Raw genomic sequence first — 19,430 nt, forward strand, 5'->3', positions numbered from 1 at the left:
CGCAAGGGCCGAGCAGTCTAACCGATGCGCGCGAACAGTTCGTGGATTTTGCCGGCTATGCTGTGAGGATGTCAGCATGCTCCGCGCCGTTCGCGTCTTCCCGGGGCCGGCCGCCTCTCCACGGCGGACGGACATGAACAGGCATGCACTGGTGCTGGGCGGCAGTGGCGCGATCGGGCGTGCGCTGGTGGCGCGGCTGCTCGCCGCTGGCTGGACGGTCGATGCGGTCTCGCGCGAGGCCCGTCCGTCGCAACCGGGCCTGCGCTGGCATCTGGGCGGCTTCCAGGCGATGCCGGTGCTGACCGGTCGCTTCGATGCCGTTTTCAGTTGTGGGCCGCTGGACCATTTCTCGATCTGGTATGCGGCCACTGGCCCCGAGAGCCCGCGCGTGGTGGCGTTTGGATCCACCAGCGACGCGACCAAGCAGGCTGCGGCCGACCCCGACGAACGCGCGCTGGCGTCCCGGCTGCGCGAAGCCGGGACGCGCTTGTTCGCGGCCGCCGGCGATCGCGGCGCGGCGGCGACGTTGTTGCGCCCGACGCTGATCTACGGGCACGGCAGCGCGCATAACCTGGCGCGCGTGGTCGCGCTTGCGCGCCGCCGCGGCCTCTTCGTGCTGCCCACCGATGCGCGTGGCCTGCGTCAGCCGGTGCATGCCGACGATCTGGCGGCCGCGGCGCTGGCTGCGGTCGATGCACCGGCCGCCGCCGGCCAGGCCTACGCCTTGCCCGGCGGCGAGACGCTGCGCTATCGCGACATGGTCGCGCGCACGCTGGCGGTGCTGACCCCGCGGCCACGGCTATTGCTGCTGCCGGCGCCGTTGTTCGAAGTGGCGTTGCAGCTGGCGCATCGCGCCGGTCAGTTGCAGGGATTGCCGGCCGGGGCGGTGGCGCGGATGCGCGAGGATCTGGTGTTCGACCCCGCCCCGGCGCAGGCCGCGTTCGGCTACGCGCCGCGGCCGTTTGTGCCCGACGCGTCGATGTTCCCGGACTGAGCGACCCCCCTCAGTACCGCCAGCCGAGCCGCCGATACAGCTTGGCCAATACCCAGGCCGGCCCGATCAGCAGATAGCGCAAGTCGGTCAGGAAGCTCGGCTTGCGGGCCTCGAACCACCGGCTGTGGCCGACGAACTGGGCGATCCATGCCACCACGAAGACGGCCGCGCCCAGCGCCAGCAGCCCGGGCGTGCCGAGCGTGCGATGCAGCCAGGCCGTGGCCGCGGCCATCGCCATGAAGACGGCGAGCATGCCCAGGCCCAGCGGGCGCGACGCGCGCTGGTAGAACAGCCAGGCGCCGAACATCGCGAGCGCGGCCCAGGCCCCATGGCGGAAGAACGGCCCCGGCGGCAGGCACCACAGCAGGGCCACCACGCTCCACAGGATCGCCGGCACGGCGACGACATGGATCCGCTGGTTGGCTGCGTTGCGATGGTCGGCCGAGTAATGCGCGAACCAGTGCTCGATCGGGCGCACGCCTTCGCCGTCGTGTGTCGTGTCCATCAGGACTCCCGGGTGCCGTGGGTGCGCGGGCATCTTCGCAGAATGCAGCGCGTTCGATGCCGGTCGCCCGCGCCGATATCTGCCACGTGGGTGCGGCGCTCGGCGTCGTTTTCTCCCTGGTCGGTCATCTGTGCCAGAAGCGAGAATATTTTCCGATCAGGCTTGACTTGTCCGATTCGGGGCGAGACAGTCGGCAGATTGGTCCTACGTCCGTCCCGTCGAGGTGCTCCCGATGTCAGGTTCGTTGCGTGTGCGATCGTTGCTGGCCTGCTTGCTGCTGTGCACCTCCGCGTTCGCCCAGACGGGGCCCGCGCCCGCGGCCCCGGCGGCCCCCGAGCTGCCGGCGACTGTCGAAACGCCCCCGGCCGCCGACGGCGCCCATGTCCTGACCGGGACTGATGTCACGGCCTGGCTCGACGGGTTCATGCCCTATGCGCTGGCCCGCGGCAACATCGCCGGCGGTGTGGTCACCGTGGTCAAGGACGGGGAGATCATCGCCAAGCGTGGTTACGGCTACGCCGATGTCGCCAAGCGCCAGCCGGTGGATCCGGACGCGACGCTGTTCCGGCCGGGCTCGGTCTCCAAGCTGCTGACCTGGACGGCGGTGATGCAGCAGGTCGAGGCCGGGCGCCTGGATCTGGATGCCGACATCAACGACTACCTCGACTTCCGGGTGCCGACGCGCGGGACACCGATCACGCTGCGCCACCTGATGACCCACACCTCGGGACTGGAGGAGCGGGTCAAGAATCTGATGACCACCGAGGCGCAGGCGCGCGCCGGCAAGACCGAGCTCGGCGCCTACCTCAAGGCCTGGGTGCCCGGCCAGATCTTCGAGTCCGGCACGGTCCCGGCGTACTCGAACTACGCGACCAGCTTGGCGGGCTACATCGTCGCGCGGGTCAGTGGCGAGTCGTTCGACGACTACATCGAGCGGCATGTCCTGCAGCCGTTGCGGATGACCCGCTCGAGCTTCCGCCAGCCGCTGCCCGACGAACTGGCCGGGCTGATGGCGCGCGGCTATCAGCTCGCCTCGGACGAACCCGGTGGTTACGAAGTCGTGCCGTCGGCGCCGGCCGGCGCCCTGGCGGCCACCGGCAGCGACATGGCGCGCTTCATGATCGCGCACCTGGAGACCGCGGCCGGCCGCGACTCTCCGCTGCTCAAGGCCGCGACCGCGGCGCAGATGTACACGCCGCAGACCCGCTTCGTCCCGCCGCTGCGGACCATGGCGCTGGGCTTCTACGAGATCGACCTCAACGGACAGCGGGTGCTCGGCCACGGCGGCGACACGATCTTCTTCCACTCGTATCTGTATCTGTTCCGCGATCAGGGCGTGGGTGTCTTCGTGTCGGTCAACAGCACCGGCGCGGACGGCGCGACCGGCGTGATCCGCAGCGAACTGCTCGAAGGCTTCGCCGACCGTTACTTCCCCGCGCAGACGCCGCCGGCCCAGGTCGACATCGAGACAGCGAAGGCGCAGGCCCGGCTGCTCGCCGCAGGCCATTACCTGAACTCGCGCCGCAGCGAGTCGGGCTTCATGCGCCTGATGCAGCTCCAGCAGGTGCAGCTCGTGGACTACGGCGACGGTTCGGTCGGGTTCCCGATGTTCTCGGGCACCGACGGCCAGCCGGGTCGCTTCTATCCGGTGGCGCCGTTCGTCTGGCGCACGCTGGATGGCAAGCAGCGATTGGCCGCGGTGGTCGAAGACGGCAAGGTGACTGCGTTCTCGGTCGATGCGGTCTCGCCGTTCATGCTCTTCCAGCGCGTCGAAGGCTATCGCTCGGCCGCGTGGCTGATGCCGGTGCTGGGTGTGTCGTTCGCGGTATTGGTGCTCAGCGCATTGGCCTGGCCGGTCAGTGCACTGGTGCGGCGCCGCTATCGCCTCGCGCTGCCGTGGCCGCCGCGCACTGTACGCGCCTACCGGGCGAGCCGCGCCGCAAGCTGGCTGGTGTTGCTGAGCTGGGCCGGCTGGATCGGCCTGATCGCCTGGTTCATGGCCGACTACTTCCGGATCAACGACGGCCTCAATGGTTGGGTGCTGGTGCTGAGCGCGCTGTCTGTCGTCGCGATCGCGGCCGGGCTCGCGACGTCGGCCTGGAACCTGCGCGAGACCTGGCGTGGCGGACGCGGCTGGCCCGCGCGGCTGTGGGCAGCCTTGCTGCTGGTGGCGATGCTCGCGACCAGCTATGCCGCCGTGATCAGCGGCCTGGTGACCTTCGTCACCGACTTCTGATGGCGGGGCGGGGCAGACGCACGCGTCTGCCCCATCGGCTTGGTCGCGTCGCGTCGGCCCGATGGCATGGCCGTGTGGGTCGGCCCACCGCTGTAGGCCGCGCGCGGCCCCCTGATCGCATTCCTCATCGGGCACCGCGCCAGTCACGCTGCGCGCGCCGATGCGCCTTCAGTCGACGGCGATGCCCGCCAGCCGTTGCAGGGCCTCGGCGTAGCGCGCGCGGGTGCGCGCGATGACCTCGGCCGGCAGGCGCGGGCCCGGCGCGGTCTTGTCCCAGTCCAGCGTTTCCAGATAGTCGCGCACGATCTGCTTGTCGTAGCTCGGCGGGCTGGTGCCGACCTGGTATTCGTCCGCCGGCCAGTAACGCGACGAGTCCGGGGTCAGCATCTCGTCCATGACGTACAGGCGGCCGTCGGCATCGGTGCCGAACTCGAACTTGGTGTCGGCCAGGATGATGCCGCGCTCAGCGGCATGCGCGGCGGCATGCGCATACAGCCGCAGCGTGGCGTCGCGCACCTGTTCGGCAAGATCGGCGCCGATGTGGCGCACCATCGTGTCGAAGTCGATGTTCTCGTCATGGTCGCCGACGGCGGCCTTCGTCGACGGCGTGAAGATCGGCTGCGGCAACTGTTCGGCCTGGCGCAGGTCGCCCGGCAGCGCGATGCCGCTGACCCGGCCGGTGCGCTGGTAATCCTTCCAGCCGCTGCCGATCAGGTAGCCGCGGGCAATCGCCTCGACCGGGACCGGCTTGAGCTTCTTCGTCACGACCGCACGCTGCGCATAGAGCGCCGGATCGACCCCTGCGGGCAGCACGCTGGCCACTTCCACGCCGGTCAGGTGATTGGGCATCAGCGCCGCGGTCTGCTCGAACCAGAAGTTGCTGATCTGGCAGAGCATCTCGCCCTTGCCGGGAATCGGGTCGGGCAGCACGACGTCGAACGCGCTCAGGCGGTCGGTGGCGACGATCAGCAGCCGCTCCTCGCCAAGCTCGAACACGTCGCGGACCTTGCCGCGGTGGCGCAGGTGGAGGCCGGGCAGGTTCGCTTCGAGCAGGGTCGTCGACACAGGGGTGGTCCGGGTTGCGTCGCAAAACGGCCGGCAAGTGTAGTGCGAACGCGGTCGCGGTGCAGGGGGGCTTCTCGACCGCCCGCGCGGCGGCGAACCGCTACACTGCCGGCCATGCAACGCTGGTACGGAAAACTGTTGGGCTTCATCGCCGGATGGCTGCTGCTGCGCCACCCGGCGGGCGGCGTGATCGGGCTGGTGATCGGCCATGCGTTCGATGCCGGCTGGCTGGCGCCGCGCCAGCAGAAGGACTATGCGGTGTTCGGCCTGGCCCCGGACGCCACCCAGGTCCAGATCGACCAGGCCTATCGCCGGTTGATCTCGCAGTACCACCCCGACCGTGTGGCCGGCGCGGCGCCGGAGCTGCGGGCCCAGGCCGAGGCGCGGGCCGCCGAGCTCAATGCCGCCTACGATCGGCTGCGCCGCGGCCGCGACGGCCGCAAGCGTCCCCGGCGCTGAGGCGCGGCACGCGCATCGTCGGCGCATACGTCCCACTGTCCCGGTGGCGCCCGCCGAGCCCGTTCGCTGCGCCCGGCGAGCACTGGGCCGCGTGCGCCGCCGCGTAGAATGACGGCCTGCGGCCCTCGCCGCGTCCTTCCGTCGCTCCCGGAGCCATCCATGCAGCCCGCCGTCATCGCGCCCTCGATCCTGTCCGCCAACTTCGCCCGGCTCGGCGAGGAGGTCGACGCCGTGCTCGCCGCCGGTGCCGACTGGGTGCATTTCGACGTGATGGACAACCATTACGTGCCGAACCTGACGATCGGCCCGCTGGTGTGCGAGGCGCTGCGCAAGCACGGGGTGACTGCGCCGATCGACGTGCACCTGATGGTCGAGCCGGTCGACCGCATCGTGCCGGACTTCGCCCGCGCCGGCGCGACGCTGATCAGCTTCCATCCCGAGGCCAGCCGCCACGTGCACCGCACGATCCAGTTGATCCGCGCCGAGGGCTGCCAGGCTGGCCTGGTGTTGAATCCGGCGACGCCGGTCGAGGTGCTCGACTACGTGCTCGAAGATCTGGACATGGTGCTGCTGATGTCGGTCAATCCGGGCTTCGGCGGCCAGGCGTTCATTCCCTCGACGCTCGACAAGCTGCGCCGCGTGCGCGAGCGCATCGACGCCACCGGCAAACCGATCCGGCTGGAGATCGACGGTGGCGTCAAACCCGACAACATCGGCCAGATTGCCGCGGCGGGCGCCGACACCTTCGTCGCCGGCTCGGCGATCTTCGGCCAGCCCGACTACCGTGCGGTCGTCGAGGCGATGCGCACACAGATCGCCCGCGCCGGCGACCTGTCGGCCTGAAGCCAGCACTTTAAACCGGGGTCAGAGTGCAGTTTCGCCTCACGCAATTGCACTCTGACCCCGGTTTTGCGCTGGGGCCTGCCGAGGGAAGAGCGGCTTGCGGCCGACAGGCGGCGGCCCCTTCCGGAGAGGAATGCGCGCAAGGAGAGGCGCAGAAGAAAGGCCGCATCCTGCGATGCGGCCTTCCGGAAGATTGGAGGCTGATCCTGCCTCCGCCCGTCGTCCCTGCTATGGCCTCCCATGGTCCGGGCGCTCGATGACAGCGTCATGACGGCGCGCGGGCGAGGGCGTGAGGGGCGTTTAACAGCGCATGCCGCGCACTCCGCTACGCTGCGCCACCTTTCCCTTGTCTCGTGCCCCATGCCTGCTCCGTCCTGGTGTCTGATCCTCAACGGCAAATCGGCGGGGGTGGAGGCGGTGCGCGAGGCGGTTGCGACGATGCGCGGCCGTGGCATCGCGCTGGCGGTCCGGGTGACCTGGGAGGCGGGCGATGCCGCGCGCTTCGTCGATGAAGCACTGGCCAGTGGCGTGGACACGCTGATCGTGGGCGGCGGTGATGGCACGGTCAATGCGGTGGTCTCCGCACTTGCTGCACGTCCGGAAGCGGCCGATGCGCTGCCGTCGCTGGGCGTGTTGCCACTGGGGACTGCCAACGACTTCGCGACCGCAGCGCAGATACCCGATGCGCCGCAGGACGCACTTGCCCTGGTGGCCGAACTGCCGCCTCGCCCCGTCGATGTGCTGCGCGTGGCGGCCGACGACGCCGTGCTGTGGTGCGCGAACCTGGCCTCGGGGGGCTTCGGCACCCAGGTGACGGTCGAGACGCGCGACGCCCTCAAGCGCGTGCTTGGCGGGCTGGCCTACTTCGTGACCGGGCTGTCTCGGGTGGGCCGGATCGAGCCGATCCAGGTGCGTGTGCGCGGTCCCGATTTCGCCTGGGACGGCGGCCTGGTCGCGCTGGGTATCGGCAATGGCCGTCAGGCCGGCGGCGGGCAGGCGCTGTGTCCCGACGCCTGGATCGATGACGGCATGATCGATCTGACGATCGTGCCCGAATTCGAGGGCGAGGTTGTCGCGGCGCTGCGCACCGCATTGGTCGAGGGTAAGGTCGCCGCGCTCGACCACGTCGCGGTGCGTCGCCGGCTGCCGCGGCTGGTCGTCGAGTCGGATGCGCCGCTCACGCTCAACCTCGATGGCGAGCCGCACGCCTCGCGGCGCTTCGCGGTCGAATGCGTCGCCGGCCGGATCCGCATGCACCTGCCTGTGGACTGCCCGTTGCGCGGCGCCGGGACAGTCGCATCACCAGGGGCGACTCGCTAGAGTAGCGGGATGCGCGTTCCCGCTGCCCCGCACCTGTGGATCCTCGGCATCGACCGGCGATGGCGGCGTTCTGCCGCCGTGTCCGCCCGCCCGTTGCCCGAGGAAATGCCGCGTGATCTCGCAGTCCCAGTTCCAGCAGTACGCCGCTGACGGCCACACACGCATCCCGGTGGTGCGCGAGGTGCTGTCCGACCTCGACACGCCGCTGTCGGTCTATCTCAAGCTAGCCGATGGGCCGCACACCTACCTGTTCGAATCGGTCGAGGGCGGCGAGCGCTTCGGTCGGCATTCGATCATCGGGTTGCCGGCCGAGCGGGTGTACGCCTTCCGCGGCCACACGCTGACCGTTCGCGAGCACGGCGAGACGATCGAAACGCGGGAGGTCGCCGATCCGTTCGCCGAGGTCGAGCGCCTGCGCGCCGAGCATTCGGTGCCGCGGGTCGAGGGCCTGCCCGGCTTCGCCGGCGGCCTGGTCGGCTGGTTCGGCTTCGAGTGCATCGAGTACATCGAGCCGCGGCTGCGCAATGCGGCGCGCGCCGACGTGCGCGACGAGCTGGGCACGCCGGACATCCTGCTGATGCTCAGCACCGAGGTCGCGGTGTTCGACAACCTCAAGGGCCGGCTGTACCTGATCGTGCATGCCGACCCGCGCGAGCCCCAGGCCTGGGCGCGCGCCAACCGCCGGCTCGATGCACTCAGCCACCGGCTGCGCCAGGGCGGGGCGGGCTACCCCGAAACCCTGCAGCCGGCCGCGCTGGACGAATCGGACTTCGTGTCCGGCTTCACCCGCGAGGGCTTCATCGACGCGGTGGCGCAGGTCAAGGACTACATCGCCGACGGCGACGCCTTCCAGGTCGTGCTGTCGCAGCGCATGTCGGTGCCGTTCCAGGCCCGCCCGGTCGACGTCTACCGGGCACTGCGCGCACTCAACCCCTCGCCGTACATGTACTTCCTCGATGTCGGCGGGACCCAGGTCGTGGGTTCGTCGCCGGAGATCCTGGTGCGCCTGCAGGGCGATGCGGTCACCGTGCGTCCGATCGCCGGCACGCGCCCGCGTGGCGCGACCCCGGCGCAGGACCAGGCACTGGAGGCCGAGTTGCTGGCCGATCCCAAGGAGCGCGCCGAGCACCTGATGCTGATCGACCTGGGCCGCAACGACGTCGGCCATGTCTCGGCGCCGGGTACGGTCGAGGTCGGCGAGCGCTTCGTGATCGAGCGCTACAGCCATGTCATGCACATCGTCAGCGAGGTCACCGGTCGGTTGAAGGCCGGCCTGAGCTACGCCGATGTGCTGCGCGCGACGTTCCCGGCCGGCACGGTCAGTGGCGCGCCGAAGGTGCGCGCGCTGGAGATCGTCCGCAGCCTCGAGCCGGTCAAGCGCAACGTGTACTCGGGCGCGGTCGGTTACATCGGTTGGCACGGCGACGCCGATACCGCGATCGCGATCCGTACCGCGGTGATCCAGGACGGTCGCCTGTACGTGCAGGCCGGCGCGGGCATCGTGTACGACTCCGATCCCGACATGGAATGGGCCGAGACGATGAACAAGGGCCGCGCGCTGTTCCGCGCGGTCGCGCAGGCGGCGAAGGGGCTGTAGCCGCAGGCGACGGCATTCAGGCGACGGCGCGCACGCGCACCACGGCCGGGTCGTCGGCGTGATCAAGCAGCAGCCGGCGTACCCGCGCCTGCCAGGCCTCGCCGAACCGGTGTCGCTGGTCCGGATCGGCGGTGCCCTGGACGACCGCGCCGAGCAATGCGCGCTGCTCGGCGTCGGCTGGCACCGGTGCGGTGTCGAGCACCACCTCGATCGCGGCGCCGGTATCGAGCCGACGCAACCGCAGCGAGGCGCTGCCGCCATCGCCGTAATGCAGCAGCCCATTGCGCGCATGGCGGCCGCCGAGGCCCTTGAAGCCGCCGGCCCCGGCCGCGCCGGTGACCAGCGTCAGCACCTGCCCGACCACGCCGGTCACGCCAGTATCCTCGTCATCGGGCAAATGGACCGACACGCCGCCGCGCTCGGGTACGGCCTCGCCGTACAGCGCACGCAGCCCGGCCCGCGCGCACAGCCATGCGCCGGCCACCGTCGGACACGAATGGCCGGCCAGGCGCACCGCATCTGCGTAGCGGTACTCGATGATCCCGTCAGGCGTCGCACCGAGCAGCATCGACAGGTCGTCGCGCAGCCGCAGGACCGGCGCCTGCGCGAAGAACGCGGGGAAACCCACAGCGCTCAGCTCCGGATGATGAAGTCGATCGCCACCACGCCGGGGTCGCGCTGCAGGTAGGCGATCTCCAGCCGCTCGCCGAAACGCTCGCGCAACTGGTCGAGCAACGGCAACGGGTCGTGGTCGTTGACGAAGCGCATGGCCTCGCCCGGTTGCAGCGCGCCCAGTGCGCCGAAGATCGCCGAATGGCGGAAACGCCGGGCGATGCCGCGAGCGTCAAAGGGGTGGGCGGTGTAGGTCGGGGCTGCGGCACTGGTCATGGCGGTCTCCGGATGGGTGTCGCCATCCTGGGCGACCGCTGCGGGCGCCGCCCTGATCCAGGTCAGACAGCGGGCGATCATCGATGCGCAAGGGGGTGTCGGTGCGCCGCGCCGCGACGGATAATGCCGGGCGCCTTCAATCCTCGGCGCGTGCCTGAAGGGCCGACGCGATGCCGCGCCGCCTGCTTACCCCACACACGTCAAGGTGCCCAGCCGTGCTGTTGATGCTCGACAACTACGACAGCTTTACCTGGAACCTCGTGCAGTACCTGCAGGCGCTCGGCGCCGAGGTCCGGGTGGAGCGCAACGACGCATTGACGGTCGAACAGATCGAGCGGCTCGCCCCCGAGCGGATCGTGATCTCGCCCGGCCCGTGTACGCCGAACGAGGCGGGCGTGTCGCTGGCGGTGATCGAGCGGCTCGGGGCGACGGTGCCGATCCTGGGCGTGTGCCTGGGCCATCAGGCGCTCGGCCAGGCCTACGGCGGTCGCGTGGTCCGCGCCGGCCGGATCATGCACGGCAAGACCTCGCCGATCCGGCACAAGGGCCGCGGCGTGTTCACCGGATTGCCCGATGGCTTCGACGCCACCCGCTACCACTCCTTGGTCGTCGAGCGCGCATCGTTGCCCGATTGCCTGGAGGTCACCGCCTGGACCGAGCATGATGACGGCACGGTGGAGGAGATCATGGGCCTGCGCCATCGCACGTATCCGGTCGAGGGCGTGCAGTTCCACCCCGAGTCGATCCTCACCGAACACGGCCATGCCTTGCTGAAGAACTTCCTGACGCGCTGAGTGGGGCGGGGCGAGGACAAACGCGGATTCCAGAAGGAGAAGGACACAATGGACATGCAGGTGCCAGCGCACCCGGGCGCCGCCCGGCTCTACGTTTTCGATGAGGTCTACTCGTTCCGGGCCGCGCAGGAGCAGGCCGAGAAGAAGAAACTCGGCGCCTTCGGGACGCTGGCCAAGTGGAACCCGCTCAATCGCCCCAAGCCCGAGACCGTGCTGCTGTCGCGGCAGGAGATGCGCCTGGAGCCGTTCTGGCACGTGGTCGCGCAGCGGACCGTCGAGTACGCCTGCCGGGTCGACTACCCGGTTCCGGTGCACAACCCGCATGCCAAGTCGGTCCAGATCGGGGCGCAGTCCTACGAGGTCGCGCGCAACGGCGGCAAGGGCCGGATCGACGTGCCGGTCATCGAGCAGTGCTATCGCCGGGTCGACTACGCCGACTATGTCGACGGCCTGGGGCGTGAGATCAAGGCGGCGACGCTGGCGGCCTACGTGGAGCGCTACAAGCACGCCGAGCTCGAAGCGCTCGACCGGCCCGAGGCGGTGCAGCCGCGGGTGCCGATGGCCTCGGCGATCCAGATCGCCAAGGCCAAGCTGGCAGCCGAGGCCATCAACGCCCACGAGATCCACGAGGACCAGGACCGGTTCGAGAAGCTGCACCTGTTCTTCCGTCCGGTGTTCGCGTTCGAGTACGTCTGGTCCAATGCCGACCGGCGCGGCGTGATCGAGGTCGATGGGCTGACCGGCGAGGTCGTCGAGGCCGGGCAGTGGTTCAAGGACAAGGTGAACCGGCTGGTGACCCGCGAGACGATGTTCGAACTCGGTGCCGAGGTCGCGGGTGCGCTGGTGCCCGGTGGCGGTGTCGTGGTCAAGGTCTTCGACCGGATGACGGTGTCCAACGGCAAGCCCTGAGCGGCAGCGCGGCAGCGTTCGTGCCCTGCGATTGCGGGCACGGCGCCGGGATCGGCGACAATCTGCAGCGTCAGCCTGCGCCAGGAGTCCGCGTCGCGATGCCCATCACCCCCCACGAAGCCCTGCAACGGACGATCGAGCACCGCGAGATCTTCCGCGACGAGATGGTCGAGCTGATGCGCCAGATCATGCGTGGCGAGGTTTCGCCACTGATGACGGCGGCGATCCTCTCGGGCCTGCGGGTCAAGAAGGAGACCGTCGACGAAATCGCGGGGGCGGCGCAGGTCATGCGCGAGTTCGCATTGCCGGTGCCGCTCGCCGAGGACGACCGCGTGCAACTGGTCGACATCGTCGGCACCGGCGGCGACGGCGCGCACACCTTCAACATCTCCACGGCGAGCATGTTCGTGGTCGCCGCGGCCGGCGCCAAGGTCGCCAAGCACGGCAACCGCAGCGTGTCGTCGAAATCGGGCAGCGCCGACGTGCTCGAGGCGCTGGGCGCGCGCATCGACCTGCAGCCCGAGGCGGTCGCCGATTGCATCGCGCGCACCGGGATCGGCTTCATGTTCGCACCGGTGCACCACCCGGCGATGCAGGTCGTCGCCCCGGTGCGACGCGAGATGGGCGTGCGCACGATCTTCAACATCCTCGGCCCGCTGACCAATCCGGCCGGCGCACCGAACATCCTGATGGGGGTGTTCCATCCCGACCTGGTCGGCATCCAGGTCCGCGTGCTGCGGGAGTTGGGCGCCGAGCGCGCGCTGGTGGTCTGGGGGCGCGATGGCATGGACGAGATCTCGCTGGGCGCCGGCACCCTGGTCGGCGAACTGCGCGACGGGCAGGTGCACGAGTACGAGATCCATCCCGAGGACTTCGGCATCGCGATGGCGGCCAGCCGCAACCTGCGGGTCGCCGACGCGGCCGAATCGAAGGCGCTGCTGCTGGCCGCACTCGACGACACGCCGGGGCTGGCACGCGACATCGTCTGCCTCAACGCCGGCGCGGCGCTGTATGTCGCCGGCGTGGCCGACTCGATCGCCGATGGCGTTACGCGCGCGCACAAGGCGATCGCCGACGGCGGCGCGCGTGCGCGGCTCGACGCGTTCGTGGCGGCGACCAACGGTCGGGCCCATTGATCGGGCCCGGCGCCCGGCGGCGGCATCACCTGCGGTATCTTGGGCGGCCCTGTCCGTCCGCCGCGGTTCTACGATCTTGAACGACGTCCTGCAGCGCATCGTCGCGCGCAAACACGAAGAAGTCGCCGCTCGTCGCGCCGTCTGCCCGCTGGCCGAGATCGCGGCGCGCGCGGCCGATGCCGGCCCGGTCCGTGGGTTCGCCGCGGCGATCGAGGCCAGAATCGCCGCAGGCGATGCGGCGGTGATCGCCGAGATCAAGAAGGCCAGCCCGTCGAAGGGCGTGATCCGCCCGGACTTTCGCCCCGCCGACATCGCCCGCAGCTACGCGGCCGGCGGTGCGGCTTGCCTGTCGGTACTGACCGACATCGACTTCTTCCAGGGCGCCGACGACTATCTGGTGCAGGCGCGCGCCGCCTGCTCGCTGCCGGTGCTGCGCAAGGATTTCATCGTCGACCCCTGGCAGGTCCACGAGTCGCGCGCGCTCGGCGCCGACTGCATCCTGCTGATCGTCGCCGCGCTCGACGATCGCGCGCTGGCCGAGTTGGCCGGGCTGGCAATGTCGCTGGATCTCGACGTGCTGGTCGAGGTGCATGACATCGACGAGCTCGAACGCGCGCTGCAGGTGCCGTCGCCGCTGCTGGGCATCAACAACCGCAGCCTGCGCAGCTTCGAGGTCTCGCTCGACACCACGCTGTCGCTGCAGGGCGCGGTGCCGCGCGATCGGCGCCTGGTCACCGAGAGCGGCATCCATACGGCCGACGACGTTGCGCGGATGCGCGAGGCGGGCATCGACGCTTTCCTGGTCGGCGAAGCCTTCATGCGCGCACCCGATCCCGGCGTCGCGCTCGGCGCCTTGTTCTCGCCGGCCCTGCCGCCGCCCGAGGTCATCGCGCCGCCGCCGCAGGCACCGGATGAAGCGGACGCGCCGCGTGCGCCACTGACCGCGGTGATCGTCGAGGCCAGCGATCCGGCCCGGGCCTCGCCCGGCGACGCGCCTGCCAACAATGCCGCGCCGACGCTGGCCGGGCTGCTGACGCCGGCTGCCGCCGCGGCCGGCGGGCCGGCCACCGATGCACAGGCCGCCGCTGCGCCGCGCACCGTGGTCTTCGACTTCGACCACACCCTCTACGACGGCGATTCGGGCACGCACCTGTTCAGCTGGCTGATCCGCCGCAGCGCCTGGCGCACGGCGCTGGCGCTGCTGGCCACGCCGCTGCTCGGGCCGATGATCGCCTGCCTGCCGACCCGTCGTTACGGCATCTCCGGCTACGCGTGGATCGGCACCGTGGGTCTGAACAGCCGCGGGTCGCTGGATCGCCTGATCGATCTCTACGTCGCCCGGCACGCCGACCAGATCCGCCCGCGGCTGCTGCCGGTGGCGCTCGAGGTGCTGCACGGCCACCGCGAAGCCGGCGACCGCGTGGTCGTGGCGACCGGCGCGCCGCCCGAACTGGCGCGCGCGATCCTGGCCTTTGTGGCGCACGAGACCGTGCCGGTGATCGGCACCGCGGTGGGCCCCAAGCTCGGCGCCGTCGTGGCCACGCGGCACTGCCATGCCGAGGAGAAGATGCGCATGCTGCGCGAGCGCGGCTACGGTGACATCGACATCGCCTATTCCGATTCGAGCGCGGACCTGCCGCTGCTCAAGGCGGCGGCAAGCCCGGTGGTGGTCAACCCGAAGGCGGGCGCGGTGGCGATGTTCCGGCGCGTACTGCCGTCAGGCACACCGATCCTCAACTGGGGCTGCGGCGATCGCGCCGGCACCCCGGCAGGCTCAGCCGGGCAGTAGCGACCGGCCGATCTGGTAGAGGCTGATCGCCATCACCAGCACGCCCACCGCCAGCAGCACCCAGCGCTCGCGCACATGGCGCACGAACAGCGCCGCCAGCGGCGCGGCGATCATGCCGCCGACCAGCAGGCCGAGCACCACGTCCAGGTGCTGCAGGCCGATGGTCAGGAAGAACGTAACCGAGATCGACAACGTGACCAGGAACTCGGCGGCGTTGACGGTGCCGATCGTCGTGCGCGCCGTGCCGCCGCGCGCGAGCAGCGTCGAGGTCGCGACCGGGCCCCAGCCGCCACCGCCGCTGGCATCGAGCAGGCCGGCCACGAAGCCGAGCAGCGGCACCCGCTGCACCTCGCGCCGGGGCAGCATCCGACCCGCTGCGCGCAGCAGGATCAGCACCGAGAGCACCAGCAGGTAGGCGTAGATGAACGGGCGGACCACGTCGCCGGGCAATCGGGTCAGGACATAGGCGCCGAGCACACCGCCGACCATGCCCGGGATCGCCAGGCGGAAGAACAGCCGCCGGTCGACATTGCGCATCGCCAGGTGCGACACGCCCGAAGCGCCGGTGGTGAACACCTCGGCGGTGTGCACGCTGGCGCTCACCGCCGCCGGCGGCACGCCCATGCTCAGCAACACCGAGGAGGACACCAGCCCGAACGCCATGCCCAGCGCACCATCGATCAGCTGCGCGGCCAGGCCGACCAGCACGAAGAACAGGAATTGGTCGCCAAGCGTCATGTGCGGTCCATTGCGATGGTCGGCCACAGCATACGGCGCCCAAGGGGCGCGCTGTCGAAGGATCAGGCGTCGCCGAGCCGCTTGATGAAGCGCAGGGTGCCGTCGGAGAAGCCGCAGGCCCGGTAGAACGCGTGCGCATCGGTGCGCTGCGAGCCGCTGGTCAGTTCCAGCCGCGCCGCGCCGGCGAAGCGCGCGCGGCGCTCGGCCTCCTTCAGTAACTGGCGGCCCAGCCCTTGGCCCTTCGCGGTATCGGTGACCACCAGCGCGGTGATCCTGCAGGTGGTGGTGCCCAGCGGCAGGTAGTACATGAAGTCCAGCGCGACCAGCCCGCAGACCCGGCCACCGCTGCGTGCGACCACCAGCGCCTGGCGGTCGTTGGCGGTGACCGCCAGGATGCGCTCGCGCGCGTCGTCCACGCCGCAGGGATAGCCCAGCTCCGAGAGCAGGGCGGCGACGTCGTCGGCGTCGATGGCCGACGCGCTGCGCAGATCGGCGTCGGGCAGATCGCCGCGCGGTGCGAAATGTCCGGTGCTCATGGCGTCTACCGCGTCCCGAACAGCACGATGGTCTTGCCGCGGGCGGTCAGCTTGCCGTCGGCCTGCAGCTTCTTGAGCACCCGGCCGGCCATCTCGCGCGAGCAGCCGACCAGCCGGGCCAGCTCCTGTCTCGAGATCCGCAACTGGGTGCCCTGCGGGTGGCTCATCGCATCCGGCTCCTGGGTCAGGTCGTGCAGCGTGCGCACGATGCGGTCGGTGACATCCAGGAACGCCAGCCGGCCGGCCTTGCGGCTGGTGTCGAGCAGCCTGCGCGAGAGCTGGGCGCCGATCGCATACATGATCGAGGTGGCATCACCCGCCAGCGTGGTCTCGAACAGCTGATAGAGCCGCTCGTAGCTGATCTCGGCCAGCTCGCACTGGGTCCGGGTGCGCAGGATGACCTCGCGCACGTCAGATTCGATGAACAGGCCCATCTCGCCGACCATCTCGCCCGGCCCGAAGTACCCCAGCACCAGTTCGCGGCCGTCCTCCTCCTCGGTGATGATGCTGACCGAGCCGCTCACCACGTAGTACAGCGTGCCCGCCGGATCGCCGGGGCGGAACACCTCGCTGCGCGGCGGATAGCGCCGGCGGTGGCAATGGGCGAGGAAGCGTTCGATGGCCGCTGCCGACGGCGACATCGGATGCGGCGTGCGAACATGGGAATTGATCAGGGCCACGGGATCGGAGGGCATGAGGCATCGCAGCGGGGAATGCCGAAGAGTAGGCGGTCGGCCGGTCGGGGGCAAACCGCGATGCGCCGAGGTCGCGAGCGGGCCCCGGTTTGCCGCATAATCGCCGTTTCGCCCAACCCCCGAGGGTCGACCGCTGTGGTCAAACCGCTCCCGCGCCTGAAGCTCCAGGGTTTCAACAACCTGACCAAGGCCCTGTCGTTCAACATCTACGACGTGTGCTACGCCTCGTCCGAGGACGAGCGCCAGCGCTATATCGCTTACATCGACGAGGTCTACAACGCCGACCGGCTGACGCAGATCCTGACCGATGTCGCGGAGATCATCGGCGCGAACATCTTGCACGTCGCCCGTCAGGACTACGAGCCCCAGGGCGCGTCGGTGACGATCCTGATCTCCGAGGAACCGGTGATCGACCGCAAGGACGCCAAGGGCGTGATCTCCGATGCGGTGGTCGCGCACCTCGACAAGTCGCACATCACCGTCCACACCTATCCCGAGACCCACCCCGACAACGGCATCGCGACCTTCCGCGCCGACATCGATGTGGCGACGTGCGGCGTGATCTCGCCGCTCAAGGCGCTCAACTACCTGATCGAGAGCCTCGAGTCGGACATCGTGGTCATGGACTACCGCGTGCGCGGCTTCACCCGCGACGTGAAGGGCAAGAAGCACTACATCGACCACAAGATCAATTCGATCCAGGACTACCTGGCCAAGAACATCAAGTCGCGCTACGACGCGCTCGATGTGAATGTCTACCAGGAGAACATCTTCCACACGAAGATGCACCTCAAGGATTTCGACCTCGACCAGTACCTGTTCGAGGAGAAGGCGCGCAACCTGTCATTCAAGGACCGGATGAAGATCGAGGCGCGCCTCAAGCGCGAGATCGAGGAGCTCTATCACGGGCGCAACCTCGTCGACTGACGCAGGCGCCGTGATCGGCGATGCATGATTCGAAAACGGCCTCGCGTGATGCGGGGCCGTTTTCGTTTGGAGTGCGCGGCGATCCGTTGGGTGCCTGGCCGACGCCGGGCGCCTGCCGCGTCGTTCGCTACCGATCGCCCGTCAGGGCCCCTGGCGCTACAGCCGGTACGCCACCGTCTTCATCACCGACGAGGCGGCCGACATCAGCGAGGGAATCGGCCAGGGCAGCGCGCGGGCGCCGGCCAGTTCCGCGTGGTCGGCGTGCCGGGCCTCGTCCTCCTTCATCTGCCGCAGGATGTCGCGGCTGCGCGCGTCGGCCGGCGGCAACGTCTCCAGGTGCTCGTCCAGATGGGCTTCCACCTGGCGCTCGGTCTCGACCACGAAGCCGAGGTTCCAGCCGTCGCCGCGCAGCCCGGCGAGCACGCCGAGCGCATAGCTGCCGCCGTACCACAGTGGATTGAACATGCTGGGCCGGCTGTCGAGCTCGCGCAGGCGCTGCGCGCACCAGGCCAGGTGGTCGGTCTCCTCCTGCGCGGCCTCGAGCAGGTGGTCGCGGGTGTCGGGCTCGCGGGCGACCGCGGCCTGCCCGAAGTACAGCCCCTGGGCGCAGACTTCGCCGACATGGTTGATGCGCATCAGTCCGGCCGCATGGCGGCGTTCGTGCGGGTCGAGCACGACGTCGGGGGTGTCGGCTGCCGGGTTGGGGCGGGCGGCGGGCGGATTGCCGAAGACTGTCTCCAGCGCGCGCTGGGTTTCGACCAGGACCTGGTCGAGCGGGCCGAACCTCGATCGGGACGATGACATCGCGGTGGCTCCAGGTGTCCGGGGCGGTCCATTGTCTGCGGTGCGGGCAGCCGATGCCAGCGCGGTCCAGGCACTTGGTTGCGCGCGATGACCGGTCGCGCTATCATCCCGCCTCTTTGCTGCACCGTACACAACGCGAGGCGAAGTTCCGCCGGCCACCGGCGCAATCAGCCCGACCAGTCACCGACCGAGTACCAACCCGTCATGAAGACTTTCACCGCCAAGTCCGAGACCGTCCAGCGCGACTGGTATCTCGTCGACGCCACCGGCAAGACGCTGGGCCGCCTGAGCGCGGAAATCGCCCACCGCCTGCGCGGCAAGCACAAGCCCGTCTACACCCCGCACGTCGATACCGGCGACTACATCGTCGTGATCAACGCCGAGAAGATCGCGGTGACCGGCAAGAAGATGACCGACAAGCTCTACCACCGTTTCACGGGCTACATCGGCAACCTCAAGACCGAATCGCTGGGCCAGGCGCTCGAGCGCCACCCCGAACGCGTGATCGAGATCGCCGTCAAGGGCATGCTGCCGAAGAACACGCTCGGCCGTGCCATGTACCGCAAGCTCAAGGTGTACAAGGGTGCCGAGCATCCGCACGCCGCCCAGCAGCCGCAGCCCCTGGAACTCTAAGTCATGGCTATCACCCAGAATTACGGCACCGGCCGTCGCAAGTCCTCTGTCGCCCGCGTGTTCCTGCGCAAGGGCAGCGGCAAGATCACCGTCAACGACCGTCCGCTCGACGAGTTCTTCGGCCGCGAGACCGCGCGCATGATCGTGCGTCAGCCGCTCGAGCTGACCCAGAACACCGAGACCTTCGACGTCGTCGTCACCGCCACCGGCGGCGGCACCACCGGCCAGGCCGGTGCGATCCGCCTGGGCATCGCGCGCGCGCTGGTCGAATACGACGAAACGCTGAAGACCGAACTGCGCAAGGCCGGGTTCATGACCCGCGACGCGCGCGAAGTCGAGCGCAAGAAGGTCGGTCTGCACAAGGCTCGCCGCGCCACGCAGTTCTCCAAGCGCTGATCGCGCGGGTTCGGATCCACGCGCGATGCGTGGATCCGGCATCGCCGGGACTTGCGATTTTTTGCGGTTTCGGCGGTACAATAGCGTCATAGCCCCGTCGCCAAGCGGTAAGGCACCTGACTCTGACTCAGGCATTCGGTGGTTCGAATCCATCCGGGGCTGCCAT

21 protein-coding genes, 1 tRNA gene and 1 pseudogene are annotated in these 19,430 nt (G+C 69.6%); 15 read left to right on the forward strand and 8 right to left on the reverse strand.

Features of this window, described 5'->3' with window-relative positions; translation table 11 throughout:
* The first annotated feature begins 133 nt into the window (after positions 1-133).
* The gene (locus tag WAF18_RS06860) at positions 134-994 is read left to right on the forward strand and encodes an NAD-dependent epimerase/dehydratase family protein (protein ID WP_337244447.1); all 861 of its coding nucleotides are present in this window, start codon (positions 134-136) and stop codon (positions 992-994) included.
* Between the two features lie 10 nt (positions 995-1,004).
* Here the strand turns inward: WAF18_RS06860 and WAF18_RS06865 are convergent, their stop codons facing one another.
* Complete coding sequence (locus tag WAF18_RS06865; protein ID WP_337244448.1) at positions 1,005-1,499, reverse strand: Mpo1-like protein; 495 nt, start codon at positions 1,497-1,499, stop codon at positions 1,005-1,007.
* A 232-nt stretch (positions 1,500-1,731) separates the two neighbouring features.
* Between WAF18_RS06865 and WAF18_RS06870 the strand changes: the two genes are divergently transcribed.
* On the forward strand, positions 1,732-3,735 hold the full coding sequence (locus WAF18_RS06870) for a serine hydrolase domain-containing protein (protein WP_337244449.1): 2,004 nt from the start codon (positions 1,732-1,734) through the stop codon (positions 3,733-3,735).
* A gap of 168 nt (positions 3,736-3,903) precedes the next feature.
* Here WAF18_RS06870 and WAF18_RS06875 read toward each other — a convergent pair whose 3' ends face one another.
* A complete protein-coding gene (locus WAF18_RS06875) occupies positions 3,904-4,800 on the reverse strand; it encodes a phosphoribosylaminoimidazolesuccinocarboxamide synthase (protein WP_337244450.1) in 897 nt (298 codons plus the stop codon).
* A gap of 114 nt (positions 4,801-4,914) precedes the next feature.
* Here WAF18_RS06875 and WAF18_RS06880 point away from each other — a divergent pair, with 114 nt between their 5' ends.
* The 4 genes from WAF18_RS06880 (at position 4,915) to trpE (ending at position 9,019) form a co-directional block, all read left to right on the forward strand.
* Positions 4,915-5,259, forward strand: coding sequence for a J domain-containing protein (locus WAF18_RS06880; RefSeq protein ID WP_183427690.1), 345 nt, complete (start codon positions 4,915-4,917; stop codon positions 5,257-5,259).
* A 159-nt stretch (positions 5,260-5,418) separates the two neighbouring features.
* A complete protein-coding gene (rpe, locus tag WAF18_RS06885) occupies positions 5,419-6,102 on the forward strand; it encodes a ribulose-phosphate 3-epimerase (RefSeq protein ID WP_337244451.1) in 684 nt (227 codons plus the stop codon).
* A 360-nt stretch (positions 6,103-6,462) separates the two neighbouring features.
* The gene (gene yegS / locus WAF18_RS06890) at positions 6,463-7,422 is read left to right on the forward strand and encodes a lipid kinase YegS (RefSeq protein WP_337244452.1); all 960 of its coding nucleotides are present in this window, start codon (positions 6,463-6,465) and stop codon (positions 7,420-7,422) included.
* A gap of 112 nt (positions 7,423-7,534) precedes the next feature.
* Complete coding sequence (gene trpE / locus WAF18_RS06895) at positions 7,535-9,019, forward strand: anthranilate synthase component I (RefSeq protein WP_337244453.1); 1,485 nt, start codon at positions 7,535-7,537, stop codon at positions 9,017-9,019.
* A gap of 16 nt (positions 9,020-9,035) precedes the next feature.
* Here the strand turns inward: trpE and WAF18_RS06900 are convergent, their stop codons facing one another.
* Together WAF18_RS06900 and WAF18_RS06905 are read right to left on the reverse strand one after the other, a co-directional pair.
* Entirely contained in the window at positions 9,036-9,647 is a 612-nt protein-coding gene (locus tag WAF18_RS06900) for a hypothetical protein (protein WP_337244454.1), read from the reverse strand.
* 5 nt (positions 9,648-9,652) lie between these two features.
* The gene (locus WAF18_RS06905) at positions 9,653-9,907 is read right to left on the reverse strand and encodes a DUF2249 domain-containing protein (protein ID WP_337244455.1); all 255 of its coding nucleotides are present in this window, start codon (positions 9,905-9,907) and stop codon (positions 9,653-9,655) included.
* 215 nt (positions 9,908-10,122) lie between these two features.
* Here WAF18_RS06905 and WAF18_RS06910 point away from each other — a divergent pair, with 215 nt between their 5' ends.
* The 5 genes and pseudogenes from WAF18_RS06910 (at position 10,123) to WAF18_RS06930 (ending at position 14,535) form a co-directional block, all read left to right on the forward strand.
* The gene (locus WAF18_RS06910; RefSeq protein ID WP_337244456.1) at positions 10,123-10,701 is read left to right on the forward strand and encodes an aminodeoxychorismate/anthranilate synthase component II; all 579 of its coding nucleotides are present in this window, start codon (positions 10,123-10,125) and stop codon (positions 10,699-10,701) included.
* Between the two features lie 48 nt (positions 10,702-10,749).
* Positions 10,750-11,610, forward strand: coding sequence for a hypothetical protein (locus tag WAF18_RS06915; protein ID WP_183427684.1), 861 nt, complete (start codon positions 10,750-10,752; stop codon positions 11,608-11,610).
* Between the two features lie 98 nt (positions 11,611-11,708).
* Positions 11,709-12,746 (forward strand): anthranilate phosphoribosyltransferase, encoded by a 1,038-nt coding sequence (trpD, locus tag WAF18_RS06920; RefSeq protein ID WP_183427683.1) that lies wholly within the window; start codon positions 11,709-11,711, stop codon positions 12,744-12,746.
* 76 nt (positions 12,747-12,822) lie between these two features.
* Positions 12,823-13,584, forward strand: a pseudogene (trpC, locus tag WAF18_RS06925) (indole-3-glycerol phosphate synthase TrpC); the annotation flags it as partial.
* Between the two features lie 261 nt (positions 13,585-13,845).
* Complete coding sequence (locus tag WAF18_RS06930; RefSeq protein WP_337244577.1) at positions 13,846-14,535, forward strand: haloacid dehalogenase-like hydrolase; 690 nt, start codon at positions 13,846-13,848, stop codon at positions 14,533-14,535.
* Here WAF18_RS06930 and WAF18_RS06935 read toward each other — a convergent pair.
* The 3 genes from WAF18_RS06935 to crp all read right to left on the reverse strand — a co-directional run bounded on the left by WAF18_RS06935 (position 14,521) and on the right by crp (position 16,450).
* Positions 14,521-15,273, reverse strand: a complete 753-nt coding sequence (locus WAF18_RS06935) for a sulfite exporter TauE/SafE family protein (RefSeq protein ID WP_183427682.1) — start codon at positions 15,271-15,273, stop codon at positions 14,521-14,523. The genes WAF18_RS06930 and WAF18_RS06935 overlap by 15 nt on opposite strands.
* 62 nt (positions 15,274-15,335) lie before the next feature.
* A complete protein-coding gene (locus tag WAF18_RS06940) occupies positions 15,336-15,809 on the reverse strand; it encodes a GNAT family N-acetyltransferase (RefSeq protein ID WP_183427681.1) in 474 nt (157 codons plus the stop codon).
* Between the two features lie 5 nt (positions 15,810-15,814).
* Complete coding sequence (gene crp / locus WAF18_RS06945; RefSeq protein ID WP_337244578.1) at positions 15,815-16,450, reverse strand: cAMP-activated global transcriptional regulator CRP; 636 nt, start codon at positions 16,448-16,450, stop codon at positions 15,815-15,817.
* Positions 16,451-16,639: 189 nt separating this feature from the next.
* Here crp and speD point away from each other — a divergent pair, with 189 nt between their 5' ends.
* On the forward strand, positions 16,640-17,431 hold the full coding sequence (speD, locus tag WAF18_RS06950; RefSeq protein WP_183427679.1) for an adenosylmethionine decarboxylase: 792 nt from the start codon (positions 16,640-16,642) through the stop codon (positions 17,429-17,431).
* A gap of 156 nt (positions 17,432-17,587) precedes the next feature.
* Here the strand turns inward: speD and coq7 are convergent, their stop codons facing one another.
* Positions 17,588-18,235 carry a 2-polyprenyl-3-methyl-6-methoxy-1,4-benzoquinone monooxygenase gene (coq7, locus tag WAF18_RS06955; protein ID WP_337244457.1) on the reverse strand — a complete coding sequence of 216 codons (648 nt, stop codon included), beginning with the start codon at positions 18,233-18,235 and terminating at the stop codon, positions 17,588-17,590.
* Positions 18,236-18,439: 204 nt separating this feature from the next.
* Between coq7 and rplM the strand changes: the two genes are divergently transcribed.
* The 3 genes from rplM to WAF18_RS06970 all read left to right on the forward strand — a co-directional run bounded on the left by rplM (position 18,440) and on the right by WAF18_RS06970 (position 19,429).
* Positions 18,440-18,868 carry a 50S ribosomal protein L13 gene (gene rplM / locus WAF18_RS06960; RefSeq protein ID WP_183427677.1) on the forward strand — a complete coding sequence of 143 codons (429 nt, stop codon included), beginning with the start codon at positions 18,440-18,442 and terminating at the stop codon, positions 18,866-18,868.
* Positions 18,869-18,871: 3 nt separating this feature from the next.
* Complete coding sequence (gene rpsI / locus WAF18_RS06965; RefSeq protein WP_183427676.1) at positions 18,872-19,264, forward strand: 30S ribosomal protein S9; 393 nt, start codon at positions 18,872-18,874, stop codon at positions 19,262-19,264.
* 90 nt (positions 19,265-19,354) lie between these two features.
* Positions 19,355-19,429 (forward strand) — tRNA-Gln (locus tag WAF18_RS06970).
* Position 19,430: the final 1 nt, after the last annotated feature.

The sequence above is a fragment of the Luteimonas sp. gir genome (genome assembly GCF_037198055.1).
GTDB lineage: Bacteria > Pseudomonadota > Gammaproteobacteria > Xanthomonadales > Xanthomonadaceae > Luteimonas > Luteimonas citri_A.